At 36.4% G+C, this 24035-nt stretch carries 24 protein-coding genes; 18 read left to right on the top strand and 6 right to left on the bottom strand.

Annotated features, from left to right (window positions below; genetic code table 11):
• Window positions 1–5: 5 nt before the first annotated feature.
• Window positions 6–785, bottom strand: coding sequence for a molybdate ABC transporter substrate-binding protein (gene modA, locus GKP30_RS01155; RefSeq protein WP_216827548.1), 780 nt, complete (start codon window positions 783–785; stop codon window positions 6–8).
• Window positions 786–1126: 341 nt separating this feature from the next.
• Here modA and GKP30_RS01150 point away from each other — a divergent pair, with 341 nt between their 5' ends.
• From GKP30_RS01150 to GKP30_RS01140, 3 genes are all read left to right on the top strand, one after another.
• Window positions 1127–1579 carry a hypothetical protein gene (locus GKP30_RS01150; RefSeq protein ID WP_216827547.1) on the top strand — a complete coding sequence of 151 codons (453 nt, stop codon included), beginning with the start codon at window positions 1127–1129 and terminating at the stop codon, window positions 1577–1579.
• A gap of 37 nt (window positions 1580–1616) precedes the next feature.
• On the top strand, window positions 1617–2405 hold the full coding sequence (locus tag GKP30_RS01145) for a CPBP family intramembrane glutamic endopeptidase (RefSeq protein WP_216827546.1): 789 nt from the start codon (window positions 1617–1619) through the stop codon (window positions 2403–2405).
• A gap of 151 nt (window positions 2406–2556) precedes the next feature.
• Complete coding sequence (locus tag GKP30_RS01140) at window positions 2557–3324, top strand: AAA family ATPase (protein WP_216827545.1); 768 nt, start codon at window positions 2557–2559, stop codon at window positions 3322–3324.
• A 54-nt stretch (window positions 3325–3378) separates the two neighbouring features.
• Here the strand turns inward: GKP30_RS01140 and GKP30_RS01135 are convergent, their stop codons facing one another.
• On the bottom strand, window positions 3379–4077 hold the full coding sequence (locus GKP30_RS01135; RefSeq protein WP_216827544.1) for a DUF1287 domain-containing protein: 699 nt from the start codon (window positions 4075–4077) through the stop codon (window positions 3379–3381).
• A 225-nt stretch (window positions 4078–4302) separates the two neighbouring features.
• Between GKP30_RS01135 and GKP30_RS01130 the strand changes: the two genes are divergently transcribed.
• Together GKP30_RS01130 and GKP30_RS01125 are read left to right on the top strand one after the other, a co-directional pair.
• Window positions 4303–4800 (top strand): tetratricopeptide repeat protein, encoded by a 498-nt coding sequence (locus GKP30_RS01130; protein WP_216827543.1) that lies wholly within the window; start codon window positions 4303–4305, stop codon window positions 4798–4800.
• 133 nt (window positions 4801–4933) lie between these two features.
• Window positions 4934–5155 (top strand): hypothetical protein, encoded by a 222-nt coding sequence (locus GKP30_RS01125; RefSeq protein ID WP_216827542.1) that lies wholly within the window; start codon window positions 4934–4936, stop codon window positions 5153–5155.
• A gap of 110 nt (window positions 5156–5265) precedes the next feature.
• Here the strand turns inward: GKP30_RS01125 and hpaB are convergent, their stop codons facing one another.
• Complete coding sequence (hpaB, locus tag GKP30_RS01120) at window positions 5266–6708, bottom strand: 4-hydroxyphenylacetate 3-monooxygenase, oxygenase component (RefSeq protein ID WP_216827541.1); 1443 nt, start codon at window positions 6706–6708, stop codon at window positions 5266–5268.
• Window positions 6709–7026: 318 nt separating this feature from the next.
• On the opposite strand from hpaB, the gene GKP30_RS01115 reads away from it, so the two are divergent.
• On the top strand, window positions 7027–7662 hold the full coding sequence (locus tag GKP30_RS01115) for a hypothetical protein (protein WP_216827540.1): 636 nt from the start codon (window positions 7027–7029) through the stop codon (window positions 7660–7662).
• Between the two features lie 116 nt (window positions 7663–7778).
• Entirely contained in the window at window positions 7779–8540 is a 762-nt protein-coding gene (locus GKP30_RS01110) for a carbon-nitrogen hydrolase family protein (RefSeq protein WP_216827539.1), read from the top strand.
• 145 nt (window positions 8541–8685) lie between these two features.
• Here the strand turns inward: GKP30_RS01110 and GKP30_RS01105 are convergent, their stop codons facing one another.
• Together GKP30_RS01105 and GKP30_RS01100 are read right to left on the bottom strand one after the other, a co-directional pair.
• Complete coding sequence (locus GKP30_RS01105) at window positions 8686–10251, bottom strand: catalase (RefSeq protein WP_216827538.1); 1566 nt, start codon at window positions 10249–10251, stop codon at window positions 8686–8688.
• A 254-nt stretch (window positions 10252–10505) separates the two neighbouring features.
• A complete protein-coding gene (locus GKP30_RS01100; RefSeq protein ID WP_216827537.1) occupies window positions 10506–10964 on the bottom strand; it encodes a YtxH domain-containing protein in 459 nt (152 codons plus the stop codon).
• Window positions 10965–11316: 352 nt separating this feature from the next.
• On the opposite strand from GKP30_RS01100, the gene GKP30_RS01090 reads away from it, so the two are divergent.
• From GKP30_RS01090 to GKP30_RS01045, 10 genes are all read left to right on the top strand, one after another.
• The gene (locus tag GKP30_RS01090; protein WP_216827535.1) at window positions 11317–12267 is read left to right on the top strand and encodes an SDR family NAD(P)-dependent oxidoreductase; all 951 of its coding nucleotides are present in this window, start codon (window positions 11317–11319) and stop codon (window positions 12265–12267) included.
• A gap of 286 nt (window positions 12268–12553) precedes the next feature.
• A complete protein-coding gene (locus GKP30_RS01085; RefSeq protein ID WP_328703103.1) occupies window positions 12554–13048 on the top strand; it encodes a GyrI-like domain-containing protein in 495 nt (164 codons plus the stop codon).
• 263 nt (window positions 13049–13311) lie between these two features.
• Window positions 13312–13758 (top strand): GNAT family N-acetyltransferase, encoded by a 447-nt coding sequence (locus GKP30_RS01080; protein WP_216827533.1) that lies wholly within the window; start codon window positions 13312–13314, stop codon window positions 13756–13758.
• A 195-nt stretch (window positions 13759–13953) separates the two neighbouring features.
• Window positions 13954–14358, top strand: a complete 405-nt coding sequence (locus GKP30_RS01075) for a fluoride efflux transporter FluC (RefSeq protein ID WP_216827532.1) — start codon at window positions 13954–13956, stop codon at window positions 14356–14358.
• Window positions 14355–14741 (top strand): fluoride efflux transporter CrcB, encoded by a 387-nt coding sequence (crcB, locus tag GKP30_RS01070; protein ID WP_216827531.1) that lies wholly within the window; start codon window positions 14355–14357, stop codon window positions 14739–14741. The genes GKP30_RS01075 and crcB overlap by 4 nt, the downstream gene beginning before the upstream one ends.
• A gap of 397 nt (window positions 14742–15138) precedes the next feature.
• Window positions 15139–15387 carry a hypothetical protein gene (locus GKP30_RS01065; RefSeq protein WP_216827530.1) on the top strand — a complete coding sequence of 83 codons (249 nt, stop codon included), beginning with the start codon at window positions 15139–15141 and terminating at the stop codon, window positions 15385–15387.
• Between the two features lie 220 nt (window positions 15388–15607).
• Entirely contained in the window at window positions 15608–16168 is a 561-nt protein-coding gene (locus GKP30_RS01060; protein ID WP_216827529.1) for an aspartyl-tRNA synthetase, read from the top strand.
• Between the two features lie 51 nt (window positions 16169–16219).
• Window positions 16220–17128 carry a ribokinase gene (rbsK, locus tag GKP30_RS01055; RefSeq protein WP_216827528.1) on the top strand — a complete coding sequence of 303 codons (909 nt, stop codon included), beginning with the start codon at window positions 16220–16222 and terminating at the stop codon, window positions 17126–17128.
• Between the two features lie 129 nt (window positions 17129–17257).
• Window positions 17258–17668 (top strand): acyl-CoA thioesterase, encoded by a 411-nt coding sequence (locus GKP30_RS01050; protein ID WP_216827527.1) that lies wholly within the window; start codon window positions 17258–17260, stop codon window positions 17666–17668.
• 109 nt (window positions 17669–17777) lie between these two features.
• Complete coding sequence (locus tag GKP30_RS01045) at window positions 17778–18332, top strand: hypothetical protein (RefSeq protein ID WP_216827526.1); 555 nt, start codon at window positions 17778–17780, stop codon at window positions 18330–18332.
• Between the two features lie 89 nt (window positions 18333–18421).
• On the opposite strand, the gene GKP30_RS01040 is transcribed toward GKP30_RS01045, so the two are convergent.
• A complete protein-coding gene (locus GKP30_RS01040) occupies window positions 18422–19324 on the bottom strand; it encodes a LysR family transcriptional regulator (RefSeq protein ID WP_216827525.1) in 903 nt (300 codons plus the stop codon).
• A 135-nt stretch (window positions 19325–19459) separates the two neighbouring features.
• Here GKP30_RS01040 and gltB point away from each other — a divergent pair, with 135 nt between their 5' ends.
• On the top strand, window positions 19460–24022 hold the full coding sequence (gene gltB, locus GKP30_RS01035) for a glutamate synthase large subunit (RefSeq protein WP_216827524.1): 4563 nt from the start codon (window positions 19460–19462) through the stop codon (window positions 24020–24022).
• Window positions 24023–24035 lie beyond the last annotated feature (13 nt).

Here is a 24035-nt window from a genome sequence, read left to right as displayed (position 1 = left end):
TCTCCTCACTCTGGCACAATAAAACCGTAGTTCTCCATAATTGGTTTTCCGATTGGACCCATAGTAAATTCAATAAATTCATGTGCTAGTTCTACTTGATTGGTGGAACGAACTACAGCAATTGACTGTTCAACTGGAGCATGCATCGTATCGTCTATTATATGAAAATTGACGGCATCTTCGTTATAAAGTGATAAAGCAATAATTCCTGCCTCCGCATTGCCAGTTTCTATATAAGCTAATGTATCTGAAATATTGCGACCATACACCATTTTTCCTTGTAATTCTTCCCATATACCTGCTTTTTCAAGTGACTGTTTCGCAGCTAGACCATATGGAGCATGTTCAGGGTTAGCGATGGCGATTTTTTTAATTTCTGGTTTTAAAAGATCATGAAGGGTTTCTACGATCACTTCTTGATCCGGAAGAGTTGCCATTCCGATACGGCCTAAAGCGTGAATTTTTTTAGATTTTGGAACAATTAGTTCCTTTTCCGCCAAATTATTTATAAATTTGATATCAGCAGCGGCGAAAACATCGAAAGGAGCACCATTTAAAATTTGATCCGCTAATTGACCTGTTGAACCAAATGAAAATGTTACTTTAACACCTGTTTCTTGCTCAAACGCTTGACCTATTTCAGTAAAAGGTAATGTTAATCCTGACGCGGCAGCTATTTTTAGTTCTATGCTGTCCTCTGGTGAATTGTTGACTGTTCCACAAGCAGTATTTATTAAAATAATCAATCCTAAAACGGTCAATAAAGTAAGGATTTTAACATTCATTTTGTCTACCCTTTCTTTCTATAAAAAAGTAATAATAACTAAATATGAGTATATCATTAGTCTCCTGTTTCGCAATGAAATATATCACAGACAGACATGAAAACCTCTAGAACGGGGATATATTAGCATAATTTTAGATATACGTATGAATTCTTGAATACATATCCAAACGCAACTTTTTATTAAGCTATTTTGTCAAGGATTGTTGTTTTAGCTATTGGACTCCAAAGAAAGCGCTCCAATAGCAATAAAGTTTACGAAAACAGCCAAATTATAATATTTTTTTACCAAAATATAGGTATAATTAAGTGGTAATTACTAACTATGGGGAGGTAATGTTTATGACGAGGGACGCATCGGATCATTTAGAGACAAAGGATAATATTAAAAGAATCTTAAGACTTATATCGATTGCAATGGCGATCTTTGCATTCATAGTCATTGGTGTTGTTGTTTTTTTAACTTATTCTGCCAATGAGTTAGAGATTGAAGCAAATAATATTATCGTAACTGGTCATATGGGTACAGAACTGGCCATTGCTGACATTGAGACCGTTGAACTCCATCAAGTAATTCCAAAAATCAATCGTAAAGTTGGGGGATCTTCGGTTTTTAACCGAAAAAAAGGACAGTTTTTGCTTGAAGATCTAGGAAGAGGTCGTCTTTATGTTCATCTAAACAAGCCGCCATTTATCTATATTAAAACATCAGAGAACTATATATTTATTAATTCTAAAGATTCAACGACAACACAAGAGTGGTACAAAGTTCTCAATCAAAAAATTAATGAATAGCATTAACTTAATGTTCTATAGAAAGGTAGGGAAGCAAATGAAGAAAAATTTATATATTGCACTCATATTAGCTGCAATTGGAATGGTGGCTGGTATTTTTATTGTCCCTTATCAAATGGAAACGATGAGTGTCTACTTATCACCCGATGTCTTTGATCCGAACGATCTCCCGATTCCGCTTACAGCACTTATCGCACTAGCGTCTGTTCAGCTTGGTATTGCTACATTTGTAGCAAGTATTTTAGGGATTATTCTAGCTAGAAAAGTAAATTTGAAGCTACCGATTCTCGATGCCCTTGTGGATAGAAACCAAAAGATTAAGGTTTCGGGGAGATGGCTAATGTACGCCATCTTATTAGGAATGCTCGGTGGATTTACGATCATCGCTGCAGATCTTTTTTATTTTCAACATCATATTCCACTGATTGCAGAAAATCCTCCTGCATTTTCTTTTAATGGCTTAATAGCAGGAGTTTTATATGGCGGTGTAATAGAAGAAGTTCTTATTAGACTCTTTCTTATGTCACTAGTCGTATGGGTCTTATACAAACTCTTCGCGAGGAGAAAAGCAGAAGTTCCTACTTCTTTTTACTGGATTGCTATCGTCTTTGCCGCTGTTATTTTTGCAGTTGGTCACTTTCCAACAACACAAGTTGTTTTTGGTGAGTTAAGTTCCATTTTAATAATCCGCTCATTACTATTAAATGGGCTGTTTGGGATCGTATTTGGCTATTTATATTGGCGCAGAGGAATTGAATACGCAATGTTTAGTCATATGACTGCGCATATTTCAATGCAGTTGCTTTTTATACCAATGTTTTACTAATTGGCTCAGCGTTATGGTAAAACGTATCTTTGAAATAGGTTGAATAGTAGGTACATCAAAAATAGTTTGTTAAAAAGGAGTTGTGACATCGTAACTTCTTTTTTTGGTACGATATAAGTACAAAATTAACATGGTAGGAGGTAAATAATATTTGAAAAAATTAACGGAGTCAACAAAATATATTAGGGGTCTAACATTAAAACGAGATGAGATATCTCCTGTTTCATCATGTGAATTTCCATTTAGCTTACCTGTTATACAAAACTTTAAAGAACTAGAATTTCATCCGAATGTCACTTTTATTGTTGGAGAGAATGGGATGGGAAAGTCTACATTACTTGAAGGAATTGCAATATCTTTAGGGTTTAATCCAGAAGGTGGATCGAAAAACTTTAATTTTTCAAGCTATCAATCTCATTCAATGCTACATCAGTTTCTGCGTATCGCTAAAGGAATTTATAAGCCTGAAGATTATTTTTTCTTTCGAGCAGAGACATTTTATAACGTAGCTACCAATATTGAAGAACTAGATAAAGAGCCTGGTGGTGGTTCGAAAATCATCCAATCATTCGGTGGAAAGTCACTTCATGAACAATCACATGGTGAGTCGTTTTTTGCTGCATTTTTGGAACGATTTCAAGGGAGTGGGTTATATATTTTGGATGAGCCAGAGGCGGCATTGTCACCTTTACGACAAATGTCATTGTTGGTAAGAATTCACGAACTCGTCCAACAAGGTTCACAGCTTATCATTTCTACCCATTCTCCCATTATCATGGCATACCCACATGCGAAAATCATTCAACTAACAGAGGCTGGAATGAAGGAAAGTGTATTAGAAGAAACCGATCATTATCAAATTACAAAACAATTTTTTGACGATAAAGATCGGTTCTTACACCATCTTTTCAATAGTTAAACCTGGAACTGAAATAAATAAACCACAAAAACTGCCTAGCACTTTATATCACCATTAATACTTCCAACGATAATGAGCAGCAATAGGTGTGGAGAATGAAGTAAGTTTCACTTCAGCTGCAAAAGGACGGTTATTGTGAATTAAATAGGGTGTGCCGTCTTTTGCTCGTTTATCCGAAACAATACCAACATGGTGGAAGCCTTCTAGGAAAACAACGATATCTCCAGGCTGCCATTCTTTTAAATTCTCAATATCACCTGGAATTAGTTCTGTTGTTAATGACTCGGCGTGACGCTCAAAATAAACATTTTGGTTTGATACGCGGCGAAAGTCAATATTTGGGTCAGGTTTCCCGCCAACTCTTGGGTATAAATCAGCATTATTTGCAATATCAACGTCCATAAGGTCTTTTAAGATAATATCTACTCCTAGTAAACCACGCCAAATGACATCAGTACATACCCCTTCATCATTAGGTGGGTAACCGCCTGCATAGTATGTACTCTTATAATGAGTCCGCTGTTCAACTTCTTTTCTAGCAGTTAAAACGATATCTAAAGGGTCTGGAATTCCATTTTTATTTCGGTCTACAGGTGAATATTCTTCAGGAACGTTTACAGATTGTATAGAAAACCTCTCTAAATGTATTCCGAGCGAATCGAGAATAATCCCTCCTTTAAAAAAATACACAAATGATAGAAGCGCAACTGTGAGCAGAGAAATCGACAGAAAGAGCCTTTTAAAATATTTCATCCTAAAACACACCTTATTGAATAATAGATTAGAAGTAAGAAAAACCATATATTGGATGGGGATATTGTATTACAGATGCATTATAAAAGAAAGAAGAGAATTGAGAAAGAAGTGTTAATTTTTTGAAACCTATGAACCTAGAATTACGTAAAAGAAAATGGTTGGTTAATTAAATCTTTCTTTGTTTATTTTTTTTTGGGGTAGTAAAGGAAGGAGCATGTGAAAATGGATGATCAACTAATTCGACAATTGAACAAAGCCATCGAATTGAGAAAGGAAGGGCAATTAAAGTCTTCTAATCAATTAATTTTACAATTAGTTACAGAATATCCAGAGGATCCAGTTGTCAATTACCAATGTGCATGGAGTTATGACGTATTAGGGGAGGAAGCACATGCAGTCCCTTTTTATGAGAAAGCGATCGAGCTTGGCTTATCAGATGAGTGGTTGGAAGGTGCGTATTTAGGTTTAGGCAGTACATTTCGAACGTTAGGTGAATACGAAAAGTCTCAACAAATACTCAAGGAAGCGATTAACCATTTTCCAAACAACTATGCACTTAAAGTTTTTTATTCGATGACTCTCTATAATTTAAAGGAACATAGTATAGCTATGGAAACACTTTTGGAAAGTTTACTTGAGACCACCAAGGATGAGGAAATATTAAAATACAAAAAAGCTATACATTTTTACTCGGATAAATTGGATGAGGTTTGGAAGTAAAAGGTGATTGTATTAAGAAGCAACTCTCCTAAGTATAAGCAATGTGAGGAATATAGAATTAAATAGCTGAAGGTAGACTAAAGCTTTGTTTCACTTAATGAACTGGTAGTTCCAAGAATGGAGTGAATATGGCATGGGTGAAATTAAATATGCAAAGCCTATGAAGGTGAAAAAATTACTATACTTGATTGGAATTTTTATTTTTGGTGGCATGTTGTTAGCTTCCATAATTGATGCCAATCTTTATGTAGAAAAGTACTCTCGGGCAAAATTATGGGAATTTCGTTTCTTCACAGTAGGTAGTGCAATCTTTTATTATCTAATGGTTTTTATATTAAATAAAGAAATTGAATAGTCGTGTTATAGCCGATACTGTTGATTTTGAGCTCTTCGGTGTAATGTAACTTCATAATGAGCTCAAAATCAACATAAAACTTAGTAACGCTTTTATTTAGAAAGTAATAGCTAGTATTCTTCTAAAAATCGCTCAACTCGATCGACCAATGGTTTTTTATTGTAATTAATAAATAAGCTACTTGATAATCTGACGGGGTCGCCAAAGAAAAACCTTTCATACAATGTTTGCCTCGTTCCGAATGGACTCATACATAAATCCCAAGCAAGGCGAAAGAGCTTTACTCGCGCTTTGGCATCTTTCGTTTTTGCTTGAAGGTATAAGTTTAGATCGTTCTTTATGTTAGCTTCAAAATCTTTCTCTGTAGGGATGTTAATCATCCCGCTTGCCCCGAGTAATTGAATGATTTCTACTACTCTTGGGTATAGACGCTGAAATGTATTGATACCTGTGTAAATAGGGTTTATCGCAGGCAACAAAACTCCATTTCTATTCTTCGTTGCTTCAGCTTCAGAAGCGATTAGGAACGCTTTCATCGTTTCTAGACCAATGATAATTTCCGAAACTTTTTCTTGAACATGCTGGTATTCACCTGTATTAATCGTGTCGACGATCAATTGAGCTACTCCTAATATAAATTCTAACTTAACTACCTGACGAGAAACGACCTGATGTAAGGCAAGGGAAGTAAATGCTCCTTTGGATGTAAAAGAATTGGCAACTTGGATATTATCGTAATAAAAAACACGTTCCCAGGGGACGGTTACATTATCAAAGACGACGATTGAATCATTCTCTTCAAAGCGAGAGGTTAACGGATAATCAAACCTCGTTGTGTCAGAGCTGAATGACTGACGACATAAAAACTTTAACCCTTTTGTATTGCTTGGAATTGAGAAGGCATAAGCATAAGACTTATCGAATGGATTAGCTGTTGAATAGACAATGATTTCGTCTGTGATGCCACCTTGTGTAGCGAGTAGTTTCGCTCCTTTAATAACAATACCATCACTATTTTTTTCAATCACTTTTGCTGCAATAGGGTGTTGAAATTCATCGAGAAAATGAAGTGGGGCTCGGTTGAATTGTGGATTTATAAATGTATGGGTGAAAGAAAAATCGTTCTCTCTTGCTTGTTCGTAAAAAGAAAGTAAGTGTTCTGGAAAACAGTTCTCATTTCCCTCTAGAATATCTGTTGATGCTACAAAAGCTGTTAAAACCGTATTCATATAATCAGGACTTCTTCCCATCAATCCTGCATTCGTTCTAGCCCATTCTTGCGCCATAAGTCGCCGCTTCTTTAAATCGCTTTTTGTTTTCGGAATGAGAAAGGAAGTTCCTACTTTCTCCCCTGTAATAGGGGAGGTGTAGGTCATGATTTTTTTAATCGAAGTTTTATGCTGTAAATCATATAAATGTGCCTGACTTTCAATAACTCCTCTAAATGCGGGGTGTTCAGAAATTTTACCTTCAACGCGACCTCCGTCAATCCAAACTTCGGATTTCAGTTGATCGATACGATCAGTATAGGTCTTACCGTTAATCGCACCCAAATGCTCACTCACCTCGCTAATTGGCTGAAGTATTTTTCGTATCTCTTTTCATCTTTACTACAGTATTACTTAGATTGGTAAATTATGCTTTTTAGAAAAAGTCGGGAAATGGGTAGAAGTACAATGCTGTATTAGTTGTTCTGTAAAGAAAATAGGCGTTCTAGAATGCTCTATTGAAAGGAATTAATACCTTCATTTACGCTTTATGTTATTTAATGTTAAACTTCTAAAGTATGAAATAATAAGTAGTTTCTTAGAGGTAATATTGGACTTTATGTTCGTTTTGAGCTTTTCTAGCTACCAGGAAGGAATGATTTTTTGCAACAATTGATTGAAAAGATTTTTGGTAAACCATACAGTAAGAGTAAGGTGTTACTGTTTAGTTATTGGTCTGGTATTTTGTTTTACGTTATTGCACTTTTCTTATTTATAATGCAAGCTACGGTCGGTGGGCAATGGTTGTCTGTTTTAGCAGTAGCAATTGGCTTTCCTATTCTTTTTCGAATCGTTTACGGTTTAAACGCTAATATAATGATGAGACTAAAAGAAAAAGGGAAACGTAGTATTTTTCTCTTAGCAGGCTTATTTATTATAATTACAATTATTTTTGTTGGCAGTACGTTATTGTTGGCAGATAATTTAGCAATAAATGCTAGTAAAACACAGGTGAATGGGAATGTCTTAGTTTCAATTGGATCGTTAAAAGGAAGCTACTCAATTGATGAAGTGAGAATTATTGAAGAAGGCATGGTTGGAATACCATATCGAACGAATGTCGGCGAAGGAGACTTGTTATTAACCGTTCAACACGTGGGTGAAATTATGTGGGAAAAACAAGTTTCTCCACATGATGAAGGAATGATTCAGTTTTATGGTGAAGAAGGACGATATAGTATTAATTTATACACGGAAAAAGCCGAAGATATAGTTGTTGAAGTTATTACTAGACGATAAGTTACAACCTTTTTAAGAGAGGTCTTCAATTTTTGAAAACTTTTAATTAAATGGAAAGTAGTATGCTATTATTTAAAATATATAGATTTGATAATGTGGGAATGGGGAGTATTTTAGTGAAAAAAATTAAAGTAGCGCTATTACACTTATTACCGATTGCTGGCGACCTTACAAATAATCATAGCTTAGTAGAAAAAGCAGTATCACAAGCGGCAGCTCAAAACGCAGATTGGATTGTTACACCTGAATTAGTCGTTAGTGGGCTACAGTTCGACCATCTGATAGGAACAGATTGGATAAAGGAACAACCCGATGAATGGATGAATCATTTTATGGGATTAATAAAGACATTAAATACAACTGTTTTTCTAGGGTGTGCGGAAAGGTCTAAAGATAATGAACTTTTTAATTCGGTTTTTGTTATTAACCAGGTAGGTGAACTAGTTGGAAAACAACAAAAGCTTGCAAGAATTGATAGGTGGTCTACATCAGGAAATGAGCTAGAGCCGATTAATTTAGGAGATGTTAAAGTAGGTATTTTAATATGTGCCGATGCATATACCAAAAGAATTGCTGACACATTAAAAGAGAACGGTGCCGAAATGATTGTTGCGCCATCATCTTGGGGCCCTGGATTACATGGGCCAAATGGAGAATGGGAACAAAGATCGATTGATACAGGGTTACCATTGATTGTTTGTAATCGGACAGGTGAGGATAAAGATGTTTCATTTTGGAAAGCTGAAAGTTCAGTTATTATTAATGGTAAACGAATACTCTCCCATCGGTCTGAAAAATCGGCTATTCTTACGTTTGAATGGGACTTAGATGCTATGGAGCCGCTCTCCTCAAAATTTGAAGTTGAGTATGTGGACTAGTCTCGTACATACTCGAGAAAGTGTACACCCTTTTTCATTATTTAAATCTAAATTCAGATAAACTATAACTTATCTGTGATCAATCAATAAGTAAAGCTGAACAATAAAATGTTCAGCTTTAACTATTCTTTGAATAAGGAACAACTTAATATGGATCAGATGTATGACCCATATGTTCTGCTTGGTGAGCAGCTTCTTCGCCTTTTGTATCTTGTTTTTCACCAGCTTTTTTAAGACCTTCAGCAATTCGCTTCCCATAATCTTCGTCACACTGCTTTAGCATGTCTACCATGCGATCTTGAATTTCTTTTCGACAGGTTGCAAGTGCACCAGTTAAATTAGAGATTAATTCATCCCGTTCCCAATCATTTAATCTCCGGTAAGTTTCACCTGCTTGACCAAAGTTATTCTCACGAGAAATTTTTTCTCTTTTTACATTACCTTCTACATATGGCTCGTGTTCTTTCCCAGGATTTTGTGCTTCTTTTAAACCACCAATAAGTGACGGTTCATAATTCACATGTGGGTTTTGGTGCTTGCCGAATTCCGTTCTGAAATCCATTTGCCCACCTTCTTGGTTTGAAGCCACATGTTTTTTCGGTCTATTTATTGGTAGTTGTAAATAGTTTGAGCCAACTCGATAACGCTGTGTATCAGAGTAGGAGAATGTTCTCCCTTGAAGAAGCTTGTCATCAGAAAAGTCTAGCCCGTCCACGAGTACACCTGTACCGAAAGCGACTTGTTCGACTTCAGCAAAATAATTTTCAGGGTTTTTATTTAATACCATTTTACCGACTTTATGCCACGGATAATCTTCTTTATACCATAACTTCGTTGGATCAAGCGGGTCAAAATCTAACTCTGGATGCTCTCCGTCTTCCATAATTTGAACATACAGCTCCCATTCTGGATAATCTCCGCTTTCAATTGCCTCATATAAATCCATAGTCGCATGATTAAAATCAGTCATTTGAATTTTATCAGCTTCTTTTTGTGATAAGTTTTTAATTCCCTGAACAGGCTCCCAGTGGTACTTGACTAACACAGCTTTTCCTTCTTCGTTGACCCATTTGTAAGCATGCACACCAGAGCCTTGCATTTTGCGGTAATTGGCAGGAATGCCCCACGGTGAAAATAGGAAAGTAATCATGTGCATTGATTCTGGAGTTTGACATAAGAAATCAAACATTCTTTCAGGGTCATGAACGTTTGTCACAGGGTCTGGCCTAAATGAGTGAACCATATCTGGGAATTTAAGCGGATCACGAATAAAGAAAATCTTTAAATTGTTACCAACTAAATCCCAGTTTCCATCTTCTGTGTAAAACTTAACAGCGAACCCACGAGGATCTCTTAATGTTTCAGGGGAATGTCCACCGTGAACAACAGTAGAAAATCGCACGAAGACTGGTGTTTGGACGTCTGTATTTGTAAAAACTTTAGCACGTGTGTATTTTGAAATCGGTTCACCATTTACCGTTCCGTACGACTCGAAATAGCCATGAGCACCAGCACCTCGAGCATGTACGACACGCTCTGGAATACGTTCACGATCAAAGTGACTGATTTTCTCAAGGAAGTCATAATTTTCAAGTGTCGTCGGTCCACGGTTTCCGACCGTTCGTACACTCTGATTGTTTGTAACGGGGTGACCTTGTCTATTTGTTAACATATCATCCGCTTGGTTGTTTTCATTTTGTTCATGGTTCATGTTACGGCCTCCTTTAATGGAAAATGGAAAAAATTCCTTTACCAAAAATAGGTTGCCAAATTTTTTGAAAAAACATGTAAGAACTTGCAAAAAAATATAGTAAGAATCTTTTTTAAGGTATGAAAAGAAAGGCTAAATGAAACATGAAGCTGTGTTAAAGCGTAGTGCAAGTATAAGAAAATGAAGCTTACACTGAACTAAACAGTGTAAGCTTTATGTGATTGTTACCAATTTCAACCTTTATTTTGGTGTAATTATTTTTTTACAGTGTGTTTTAACTCTTGTGCATCTTTCACTAATTTCTGTTCAATTCTTTTGACCTCATCTTCTACAATATTCTTTATATCTTTACCTGCATTCATTTCTTTTTTCATGATTTCTCTAACGACTTCTTTTAAGTGATCAATGTTCATTTTAGTTGGTGATTCCGTATTTTTTAATAACTCCATGGCTTCATTTATCACCTGTTCACTTTTTTGTTTAACGGTTTGGGATACGTTTGATGAGCTATCATTAATAATTTCGGAGAGTTCACTCATTTTTTCTTTAATTTCGTTTGTCACTTCTTCTGTTTTGTTTTTTCCTTCAGCTAGTTCATTATGAATATCTTTTCTTAGTTCTTCACCTGATTTAGGAGCTGTCAGCAATGCCGCTGTTGCTCCAACGACTCCTCCAACGACAGTACCTATTGCAAAGTTTTTTTGATGTTTCATTACTACCAACTCCTTTTTAAGTTTCTAGTGTTCTGTTACCAAGTTAGAGAAAGTTTAAACATATCAGAGGGGAGTCTAAATCCAAGTAAGTATAAGCTGGTGACGTGGGGGGGCTCGTTTCAGCGATTGCAGCTTCTCTCTTAATGAGTGGCGGAATCAAAGGACTGCAAGCGACAGCCGTCATTATCGCTCTTCCGTATACCCTATTATGTTTATAATGATGGTAGCTATTTATAAATCATTGAAACGAGAAGGGATTAAGGAGCATAAAGTGGAAGAAAAAGAAGAATGGTAAGTTAGTAGCAGTTAAAAATTGTTCTGATAAATGCCATTTAGACATGGGGGGCTATATGTGAATAGTGAAAAAATCGTCTTGATTACGGGGGCTAATTCAGGAATAGGGAAAGCAGCAGCATTCAAGTTTGCTAGAGAGGGCTGTACAGTTATTATGGCTTGCCGAAACTTGGAATTGAGTACAGGAGTTCAGGAAGAGATTAAACGCACAACGAAGAATGAACGAGTAGATCTAATAAAACTAGATGTTAGTTCTTTTGAATCGATCCGTACGTTTTGTAGCCAATTTAAAGAACAATATGAAAAACTAGACGTGCTCATCCATAATGCAGCTTATGCCAATCACGGTGAAAAATATCGCCTTAGTGCGGATCACATTGAACTAACCTTTGCGACAAATACCATTGGACCATATTTAATGACGATGTTGTTGGTTGATCATCTAAAAAAATCGGACGATGCTAGAATTCTCCACGCCTCTAGCAATATTGTCAAGCATTACTTCGACCCGAAAAAAGACATTGATGTCAGTAATTTAAGAGGCGAGCGTAAAGACGACAAGAAATTTAGTGTATATAACATGTACCGAGATTCCAAAATGGCGTTGGTATTACTGACGTTTAAACTAGCAGAAGAATTGAAGAGTGAAGGGATTAAAGTCAATGCAATCCAAATAAATGGAGCAAAAATGTCCAAGGAAACGTTAATGAAATTTACACCTGCATGGAGGATGATTGCTAGAATTCAAAATTTATTTTTCCCGCCTCCTAAAAAATTTGCAGAATGTTATTTTAAAATCTGTATGACCGAACAATTTAAAACGACAACAGGAAAACTGATTAATGATAAAAATGAAATCATGGAACCAACTGTTACAAACCCGAATATTAAAATGCAAATCAAGCAATTTACTGGTTCAAACTTATATCCAGCCTATGCTGAAAATAGAGACAACTGGGAAAAGGTTTGGAACTTTTGTAGGGAATTAACTCGTTTGAAAGCAGAGTAGATACATAGCGGAGTATAATATTGACTGAAATTTTTAGAAAATATTAAACGCAATAAAGATTATTGGTTTTGGGCTCATTACTGAAATTTATATTTCATACATTACCCCCAATATCACATATAGCAACAATATTAATTTTAAAAAGTGGTTGAACCAACTACTAAATTGGTATAAAATGTATAAAAGAATAAAATGCGAACATTAGTTTGTTTTTTTCTGTAAGTTTCTTGAAATTGTTTATAGTATAGCCAGACAATTTCTACGAACTAGAGGTACAAATTGAAAAATGATATTCATAGAGGAGGTTTTATTAATGACGATTGCTACATTTGAGTGTGAAATAGTCCAAAAAGAATTTCAATTAGTAGGGCAGAGTATAACTGCAAATTTTCCAGAAGGTTTTCCAGATGCAGCGATTAAGGCATCTATTGATTTCCATCGTCGAGTAGATGAGGTTAGTAATGTAGTAAATAAGAACGTTTTAATCAGTCCATATATGTGCAATGAAATTGTTGCGACTTACTTTGTTTGTGCAGAGGTAACCGAGATCAAAGATATTCCAGATGGGATGATCGGGTTTAAGTTGCCGTTAATGGACTATGCCAAGATTAGTTGTTCAAATAAGACGATAGGAGAGGCATATTCGAGGCTTTTTAACTGGATGGGTGAAAATGGTTATAAATCAAAGAGTTTCGATTACGCCAGTCCAGTTGAAATCTTTTATATTAATGAAGTGGTAGATGAGGAATTAGTAGAAGTTCTGATGCCGATTCAGTTGTAATAGAAGTACTGAACACACTGGATGAAAATTGCACTAACGTTTCAATGAATTTTAACATAGGCTTAAATAAACCTAGCGAGGTCAAAATGATACTGACCTAACTTTTGGTTTATTTGGTCTGTTTTTTTGTTAGGTGGCGTATGTAAGTAAATACAATTTTGTTGATAATCGTATTCTCGTAATAAATTCTAAGTATAAAAAACTATTCTTGACCAACCCCCTTTCGAATACGATAGAAGTAAAACCCATAGGGTGGTGAAGTGATGTTGGATAAGGCAACTGCTGAAGAAATCGAGTATATTTTAACTAAAGCGGCTAAATCGGCTAATGAAGCAATGCAAGGAATTGGTCCGATAAGTTTGGTGAAGGCGAAGAGTTTGATGTTGAGTCTACTCAGTTCAGGTGCTTATTACGTCGTCCTACGAAATGAAAAAGGATCATTAACTGGTTGGGCGCTTATTGGTGAGAACATCGACTACATCACTGAAAAAAAGGCAGGTTTTATTTATGAATTATACATACTACCAGAATATAGAGGAGCAGGCTTTGGAAAAAAACTTATTAATGAAACTGTAAAAGAATTAGAGCGTAAAGGATACGATGAAGTACGGTTAAACGTTTATTCAACAAACTTTGCTAAAAAGCTTTATGAAAAACTTGGGTTTACTGAACTACAATCAATCATGAACATTAAAACAAATCAGATATAAATAATAGCTAAAATTTAAATAGCACAAACTAGCGATACTCAATTAAGGAGTATCGTTTTTAGTTGTTTTAGTAATTGATATAAGTAAGGTCTGTTAATACGTATCAAATAATTGCTCATGAGCAATTACTTCATTATAATTTAGGTCAACATATTCAATTTAGAAATAATTCTCCTTCAGAGAGGAGCTTACATATTGAATTATAAAAATTTAATTGGAATTGCGATTGGTGGAGCAATTGGTACGATGTTGAGGTATACCTTAAATGTTTATACATTATTTGTAGGTTATCCTATCGGTACTGTGATTGAAAATGTAGTAGGAAGTTTATTGCTTGGACTTTTGACAGGTTGGTTTCTCCATCAAAAACCACGAGAATGGGTAAAGTTAGGATTAGGAGTAGGCTTTTGCGGTGGATTTACAACGATGTCAACGTTAGCAGCGGATAGTTTATTTTTATATCAACAAATGTCCTTATTGGAGTCGTCAATTTATTTAGCTATATCTTTAGTTGGAGGCTTAACCTTCGCATTTGTTGGCTTACTGCTAGGAACGAAGTGGAGTGAAACAAAAGAAGAAAAAGAGGGGCAATCGACATGAGTGTGCTTATTTTAGGAATGGGAGGAGCAATTGGCGCTGTATCCCGTTACTTGCTAGGCTTAGCGATTATGAAAAGAAAACCACATCCGCCGATTCCAATTGCTATGCTTACAGTGAATTTACTCGGTTCAATGGGCTTAGGATTATTTTTTTCGCTGGCGTACGGAACGATTCCTTTATCAGGAGCCTATGAGGAGCCATTGTTTCTTTTTTTAGGGATCGGATTTTTCGGAGCATTCACTACATTTTCAACATTCAGTATGGAAACAATTGAGCTTGTACGAAATAAACATATGAAAAAAGCCGTTGTTTACTTTATTCTTTCGATAGTTGGAAGTATTGTTGCTTTTATTATTGGATTATGGGTCGGGCAAATTTTTTAAATTATTATCATAATTACAGCGCGTTTTACGAGAGAATTTTGTGATTTATACCCGAACTAAGGTTATAATGAGCGGTAAATACTCATTTGTGATCTCAACTTAAGCTAATGTTGAACGAAAACTTCATTTATGAGCCAAGCTTAAGGTTTTATGAGCGGGAATTTTTATTTATGATCCAAACTAATGTCTTTATGATCCAAATTTTAAAATTATGATCCAAACTCGTGGTTTTATGATCCTAACTTATTTAGGAGCAATATTTAGGACGAGAGACACTGAAGGCGTCTATCTATAGTATGTCCAAATGTGCATCCTTGAAGCATAGAAATGGGAATTCTGTGTAACCTAAACATTGAGATAAATCTACTTAAATAAATCATGTGGAGGAACGGTTATTATGGATCAACAACAAAACCAACAAAATCAAAATCAGCAAAACCAACAGCAACTTCAACAGGCACAAGCAGATATGAATATGGCCGAGCAAGAACTTTTAATGGAAAAACAGCAATTGCAGCAAGCGGAGATGCAGTTATTCCAAGCAAAGGAACAAGTAAAACAAGAGCAAATGGATGTGCAAGCGGCGCAAGCGAAAGTGCAGCAAAAGCAAGCGGAGGCAATGTCACAAAGAGAAAAGTTTCAATAAAGCGTAAGCAATTGAGTATCTTTTAGTGAAATATTATTATGCATACCTCAATTAAAGTGAAACAGACCAATTCTAATATGGATTTGGTCTGTTTTGTTAACTTGTAATTTATTATGTAAACTCACGTGAAGGTTTTGTAATTTTTTTCAAAAAGCCATATTAGGATTGGTTTAATTTATGATAAGGTGAGACTATGGTATTTATTGGAGGGAGATTGTGTATGGAAAAGAGGAGTAACCATAAGACTTCACTCCTTATCTTACTTGGAATTACCTTAGTGCTTTCCGCTTTTTGGATAAACAGTGAAAGATCTATGTCGTACCCAGAACCGCACGAAGCAATGTTTGCAAATGATAAGAATTTAGTTTTAATACCAGCTTATAAGTTAAATAATGAAGCACTTTTCTTTTTTATTAAAGATCAACAATTTTTCGGTGCAGCTAAGTTGAATAAAGGACTCTTTGGATGGAAACAGCCATTGATGGCATGGGATCCGATGAGTGATCGTTCGACTTATGATATTCCAGGCAGTTTGCAAGGATATGGGGATTACTTAGTATATGGTCTAATAAAAAATAATGATGCTGATTACCGAATTGAAGTGAATGAAAAGGATGCTGTTATTTTACCTTTTGCGATGCTACCACCTGAAAAAGTAAAAGCTTACGAGCTAGAAGATTTGTACCTATGGTATTTTGAAAGCAAAGAACCACTACATCATGGACGAATAGAATTTTTAAATAGAGACACTTTAGAATTGATTGAACGTGTTGATTTTTAAGAGATGTAAATAAAAATAATCTTACTAAATCGATGAATTGTAGGTGATAGTATGTGTCAATCCCCACCAAAAATTACGGTAGTCGGTAGTATTAATATGGATTTAATTACGGAAACTTCTCGTTTCCCGTCTCCAGGGGAAACGATACTTGGACTAAACTACACAAATTCACCAGGGGGAAAAGGTGCAAACCAAGCAGTTGCCGCAGCAAGGTTAGGAGCTGAAGTGTCTTTTGTCGGTTGCATCGGAGCCGATTCGAACGGAGGTGAATTAAAAAAGAAGCTGATAGAAGAAGGAATTGATATCACTGGAATTGACACAAGTAAGGAGAAACCGACAGGTATAGCTCAAATTACGGTCTCATCTGATGATAACCATATAATTGTCGTTCCAGGAGCTAATTTTGAGCTAACGTCGAGATGGATCGAAATGAACAAGGAATTAATCGTTAATAGTGATATTGTCGTCCTTCAGTTAGAAATTCCTTTATCAATTGTTGACGAAGTTATTTCACTTGCTTATCAACATAATGTTCCAGTCTTATTAAACCCAGCACCAGCAACACAATTACCAGAAAGTATATTAAAAAAAATCACGTATTTTACACCGAATGAAACAGAATTTTCATTGATTACAGGATACATACCAGGAAATGAATATAAAGCAGCCTTCAAGTCCCTTCAGCAAAAAGGTATTCAACACGTTATTCTCACCCGAGGGGAACAAGGTGTTATGTTTAAAAAAGGTGAACAGCTGGTTGAACTACCTAGTAGAAAAGTAGATGTAGTGGATACGACTGGTGCCGGAGATGCATTTAATGGGGCACTTGCATATGGGATAGCGTCAAAACAACCACTGCACCAAGCTATTGAATTTGCTATAAAAGTATCGTCACATGCGGTGACTAAAATGGGGGCGCAGTCTGGGATGCCGACGATGAAAGAAGTTGAAGAGTTATAGTGGGCTATTATATAGGAAGTATCACTAAGAATACCACAGTTTACTTATTATTTAAAAATTGAAAACATAGTAAAATCAAACTAATTAACAATGGAAGTGTTTGGATTTTAATTAAGGGGAGGAATAAAATTGACATATTCTGAATTACAAATTGTAGTTGAGACTAAGCATAGTCATTTAAGTAATGTTGAACTTCTGGGGTACTTAGATGAAGCACGTTATAATTGGTATGAATACTGTATCTCAATTGGAGTAGAGGCACTAGTGGTCCATATGAGTACTGATTTTAAAAAAGAAGTGTTTAATCATGACAAAATAAACATTTATACACAAATTGAACGGATCGGTAATACTAGCTTCACGTTGCAGCAACAAGTCCAGGATCAACATCAGACACTGGTTGCGTCTTCGCAAATAGTCCTCACTACAGTTAATAGACAAACGAGAAAAAAAGTAAGAGTACCTGAAGAAATAAGGAAGTTGCTTAAAGGGGAAGGGGAACTTACGCTAAATTTCAATAGTCGCTGTTGTTCTCCTTAAGCTTATAGTAGTAGTTTAGTAAGTAAGTGAATCTTTTAAGGTAAGCTATGTTATAATCATTATGGAAGTTTTGGATAATCCTTCCTATTAATGACTAGGAGTCGAAAAAATGTTTTTAAAATTATGTAAGCTTGTAATCTATATTGGTATAATGTATTTATTTGGTTATTATTATGCTGTGATAACAAAGGGTACTTTATTTGATAACTTCTTCATCATGTTACTTTCTTTATTCATCATTATCTATTTATTTGAATGGTTGTTTAGTAAAGTCAAAAGGAAAAATAGACCTGAAAAAGATGAAGATGTTGACCAGGAATGGGAAAAGGTTAAAAGCGATTTAAAGCAACAGTTCAATGTGAAATATGGGAACAATACTATTTTAGTAAACAATGAATATAATAAAGAAGAGTTATATATTAACGAAAACTTAGTCGATCAAAATGAAAGAACTCGCTGGTATCACTGGTTGTGGTCGTTCTACCAGTTGAATGGTTCTATTGATGATTACGGTAAAACTACAAAGGTAAAGGTGAAAATTGGCGGGTGGAAAAATCTCAACTGCCGTATCTATGTAGATAAAGAACTTGTTCTGAAAGAAAAGATAAAGTATAAGATACAACTCGACAAAGTAGAGCGAGTAGATAATGACCCAAATAAATAGATTAAAAACTACCTCAATAGAGTCAGGTGCTCTCCAACATAGTTTGGAGGCCGCCTGGCTCTTTCTCGTTTTTTGAGATAGTAATTCTACTATTGGAATTTATCTAATCGGGTAAAGAATTTTTTAACAAACTCGTAAAATACCTTTTCCGTTGGGGCAAGCTCGCGGTTTTTAGGTGTAATAATTCCGACTGTTCGCTTTACTTCAGGAGAAGAAATAGAAATTTTGGTTGTTAATCTTGATTCGCGATCGTAAAAAGTTCCATCTGGTAAAAGACTGACACCAATTCCTGCAGAAACGAGTCCTTTGATCGCATCCATGTCCTCACCTTCGGCTGTAATATTCGGTTTAAATCCAGCTTTCTTACAGGCTTCGACCGCAATGTCGTGTAAGACATAGCCTTTAGGAAATAAGACGAAGTCATCCGTTCTTAAGTCACTGAGTGATGCACTTTTTTTATCTGCTAGGGGATGATTGGCTGGAACTAATAATGAAATTCCTTCAGAAAATAGTATATCAGTAAAAAGATCTGGATCATTACTTGGTACGGGGCCAAGAAAAGCTAAATCAATGTCTCCATTTTTAACTGAATCTAGTAATAGTGCATAAGAACCTTGCCGCAAATGATAAGCAACATTAGGGTAGTTTGCCTTAAATGCTGAAATTACAGTTGGTAACAAATGATTAGCAAGACTTGTTGGATAACCAATTTTAATCGTTCCTTTTTCAGGATCCAGATGTTCATCGATCTTTTCCTTCGCATAATCAATCGCTCTAATCGCTTTTTTTGTATGAATTAAGAACGTCTTACCAATTGGCGTTAATTTTATGTTCCGACCGGTACGTTCGAACAATGTAACACCTAATTCTGCTTCAAGTTTTGAGATTTGTAGACTAATTGCAGATTGCGCGACATGGAGATGTTCTGCTGCTTCAGTGAAGTGTTCACGTTCTGCCACTTCGATAAAATAACGCAATTGACGTAACTCCATCGATAACCTTCACTCCTATCTATATTGATTCAAGATTGTTTCTATCTAAATCATATATTGTTTATATCGATTTGAAAACCTAAAATAATACTATACAAGAAATCAAACGTGAAATACACAAAAGGGGGAGAATATATGACATACAATCATATGCCAAAAGCGCAAGGACTTTATCGACCAGAGTTTGAGCATGATGCGTGCGGAATTGGTTTATACGCTCATATTAAAGGATTAGCAACACATGATATTGTAAAAAAAGGTTTGGGAATGCTTTGTCAACTTGATCACCGTGGAGGCCAAGGTAGTGATCCGCTAACAGGCGATGGAGCTGGGTTAATGGTTCAAGTTCCAGATCAATATTTTAAAAAAGTATGTCCAGAAATGAATTTACCTGAAAAAGGTCGTTATGGTGTAGGAATGATTTTCTTTTCTAATAATGATGTTGAGCGGATTGAAATTGAAAAGCGTATCAATGGATTGATCAGGGAAGAAGGACAGACATTGTTAGGGTGGAGAACGGTACCTGTCGATCCAACACAACTTGGTGAAGGTGGGAAAGCAACCTGTCCGACGATCCGCCAAGTGTTTATTGGCGCAAATGAGGGTCTCAAAGAAGATATTGCATTTGAACGAAAATTGTACATTATCCGAAAACAAGCCGAATGCTTTGCTAAAGAACAAGATACACGCTTTTACTTTGCAAGCCTTTCAAGTCAAACGATCGTATACAAAGGCTTGTTAACTCCTGAACAAGTGGATGCTTTCTATTTGGATTTACAAGATGAGGAGTTTACGTCTGCATTCGCTTTAGTTCACTCTCGCTTTAGTACAAACACATTCCCTAGTTGGGAGAGAGCACATCCGAATAGATATTTAATCCACAACGGGGAGATTAATACATTACAAGGTAATGTAAACTGGATGAAAGCTCGTGAACAACAATTTATTTCTAAAGCGTTTGGTGATGATCTACCAAAAGTATTACCGATCTTAGATACAGATGGAAGTGACTCTTCTATTCTTGATAATGCATTAGAGTTTCTTGTACTGTCTGGACGCAAACCTGCACATGCAGCGATGATGTTAATTCCAGAGCCGTGGACAGAGAATCCGCATATGTCGATAGAGAAGAAAGCTTTTTATGAGTACCATAGCTGTTTAATGGAACCTTGGGATGGTCCTACAGCGATTTCGTTTACAAATGGTAAGCAAATTGGAGCAATTTTAGATCGAAATGGTCTACGACCTGCTCGTTACTATGTAACTAAAGATGACTATATCATCTTCTCATCAGAAGTCGGTGTTATTGATGTGGAGCCAGAAAATGTTGAATACAAAGATCGTTTAAGTCCAGGGAAAATGCTTCTAATTGATTTAGAAGAGGGGCGTATTATTTCAGACGAGGAAATTAAGTCCGAAATGGCAAGTGCAGAACCATATCAAAAATGGCTAGATGAGCAACTTGTTAAGTTAGAAGGGAAAATAAAAGAAAATGACCAATCTGTACAGGACTTGGTTATACGTCAAAAAGCGTTTGGTTATACGTATGAAGATGTACAAAAATATTTAATCGCCATCATTAATGAAGGAAAAGACCCGATTGGATCAATGGGAAATGATAGTCCATTAGCTGTCTTATCGGATCGTCCGCAGTCACTGTTTAATTATTTTAAACAAACGTTTGCACAAGTTACGAACCCACCTATTGATTCTATTCGTGAACAACTTGTAACAGCGACTGTGTCATATTTAGGTGCAGAAGGTAATATTCTTCATCCTAATGAAGAAAATTGCCATCGCATTCAACTTGAAACACCTGTTTTAACGAACGGTCAATTAGCACAGTTAAAAGCAAATAAAAATCCGAAATTTCAAAGTGCAACGATAGATACTGTTTTCACAAGTAATTTAGAAAGTGCCTTGGAGCAATTGTTTGCTAAAGCTGAACAAGCGATCCAGGATGGAGTAAGTCTATTAATCTTGTCTGATAGGAACATGAACGAAGCTCAAGTAGCTATCCCTACACTACTTGCAGGGAGTGCTCTACACCACCACCTTGTACGTCAAGGATTACGTACAAAAGTGAGTTTAATCGCAGAAACAGGTGAAGCGAGAGAGGTTCATCACTTTGCGGCATTAATCGGATATGGCATCGATGCGATAAATCCTTACTTAACATTCGAAACTTATAAACAAGTTGTGATTGATGGTAGTTTAGCAGTTAGCTATGAGGAAGCTGTGAAGAAGTACGTGAAAGGTGTAACAGAAGGTGTCGTTAAAGTCATGTCAAAAATGGGGATCTCTACTGTACAAAGTTACCGCGGTGCTCAAGTTTTTGAAGCGGTTGGGATTGGTGCTGAAGTGATTAAACGTTATTTTACAGGAACAGCATCTCAAATCGGAGGAGTCGATTTAGAAACGATTGCAAAAGAAGCGGTAGTTCGTCATGAACAGGCGTACAAAGAACTTAGTGATAGATCTTTAGAGTCAGGTAGTGACTTCCAGTGGCGAAAAGATGGAGAATTCCATGCGTTTAATCCACATACGATCCATACACTTCAATGGGCATGCCGAAAAGGTGATTATAGCTTATATAAAAAGTATTCGAAAATGGCAAATGAAGAAAGAATAGGCTTCCTTCGTAACTTATTTACTTTTGATCCATCACGTAAGTCGTTACCGATAGGAGATGTAGAATCAGTAGATTCAATAGTTCGCCGTTTTAAAACAGGAGCAATGTCCTTTGGATCATTGAGTAAAGAAGCACATGAGACATTGGCAATCGCTATGAACCGTATTGGTGGAAAAAGTAATAGTGGTGAAGGTGGAGAGGATGCAAACCGCTACACAATCAGTGAAAATGGTGACAATCGTCGTAGTGCGATTAAACAAATTGCATCGGGTCGTTTCGGTGTAAAAAGTCATTACTTAGTTAATGCAGATGAATTGCAAATTAAAATGGCACAAGGAGCAAAACCAGGTGAAGGTGGTCAGCTTCCAGGAAACAAAGTATACCCTTGGGTAGCTGAAGTCCGCGGATCAACACCAGGTGTTGGATTAATTTCACCACCACCACATCATGACATTTACTCGATTGAAGATTTAGCCCAGTTAATTCATGATTTAAAAAATGCAAATCGTCATGCACGAATAAGCGTTAAGCTCGTCTCAAAAGCGGGTGTAGGTACAATTGCAGCTGGGGTCGCTAAAGGTGCAGCAGATGTTATCGTCATTAGTGGATATGATGGTGGAACAGGGGCTTCTCCAAAAACAAGTATTAAGCATACGGGTTTACCGTGGGAGCTTGGACTTGCAGAAGCACATCAAACATTAATGCTTAACGGTTTACGTGATCGTGTTGTACTAGAAACTGACGGGAAGCTAATGACAGGGAAAGATGTTGTAATGGCAGCGATCCTTGGAGCAGAAGAATTTGCTTTTGCTACAGCGCCACTTGTTGTTTTAGGTTGTATCATGATGCGCGCGTGTCATTTAGATACGTGCCCAGTCGGTGTGGCAACACAAAATCCAGAACTTCGAGACAAATTTACAGGTGACCCAGACCATATCGTAAACTATATGCGCTTTGTTGCTGAAGAAGTTCGGGAATTGATGGCTGAACTCGGTTTTAGATCGATGGATGAGATGGTCGGCCGTACTGATGTACTTGAAGTAAGTGAGCGTGCAAAGTCTCATTGGAAAGCGAAGCAGCTTGATTTATCAACGCTCCTATACCAAGCAGAAGGATCTCGTATACGCCAAAGATCACAAAATCATAAAATCGATCAATCGTTAGACATTCAAGAAATATTACCTGTAGTTCAATCAGCGTTAGAAAATAAAAAGCCAGTAGATGTTTCATTCCCAATTACAAACGTACAACGAGTAGTTGGTACGATTGTTGGTAGTGAAATTTCACAGCGCTTTGGTGAGGAAGGTCTTGCTGAAGATACAATTACACTACGGTTTACTGGTTCAGCTGGTCAAAGTTTCGGAGCCTTCGTTCCTCGTGGAATGACGCTTCATTTAATTGGTGATGTAAATGACTATATCGGTAAAGGTTTATCTGGTGGGAAGCTCATAGTAAAAGCACCAACAGAGTCAACATTCAATGCTTCAGAAAATGTCATCGCAGGTAATGTTGCTTTCATTGGTGCAACGAGTGGAGAAGCTTATATCAACGGTCAAGCTGGCGAACGTTTTGCAGTTCGTAACAGCGGAGCACAAGTTGTTGTTGAAGGTATCGGTGACCATGGTTGTGAATATATGACTGGTGGACGCGTTGTTATTTTAGGTGAAGTGGGTAAAAACTTTGGTGCAGGTATGTCAGGTGGAATTGCTTACGTTTTACCTGATAGTGTAGAAGAATTTAGGTTGCTGTGTAATGACGAAATGATTGAGTTCGAAACATTAGTAACCGATGAAGACATAAATGAAGTTCGTGAGTTGATTTCTAAACACTTAGGATATACAGGAAGTCAAAAAGCAAGTGAAGTGCTTAACAGTTGGGATCAATATGTTGGAAGGTTTGTAAAAGTCATTCCAAAAGATTATAAACGAATGATGGAAAGTATTCGTGAGCAGAAACAAGCAGGATTAACACAGGACCAGGCGATAATGACTGCTTTTCAAACAAATGCGGCACAAGAGAAAAAAGTTAAAGCTACTGAAAAAAAATTAGAAGTAATAGGACAGTAGAAAGGAGAGGGAG

Source organism: Alkalihalobacterium elongatum, from assembly GCF_019024285.1.
Classification (GTDB): Bacteria; Bacillota; Bacilli; order Bacillales; family Bacillaceae_F; genus Alkalihalobacterium; species Alkalihalobacterium elongatum.
Note: the sequence above shows the minus strand (reverse complement) of the source record. Positions and strands in the feature narration are given on the sequence as shown.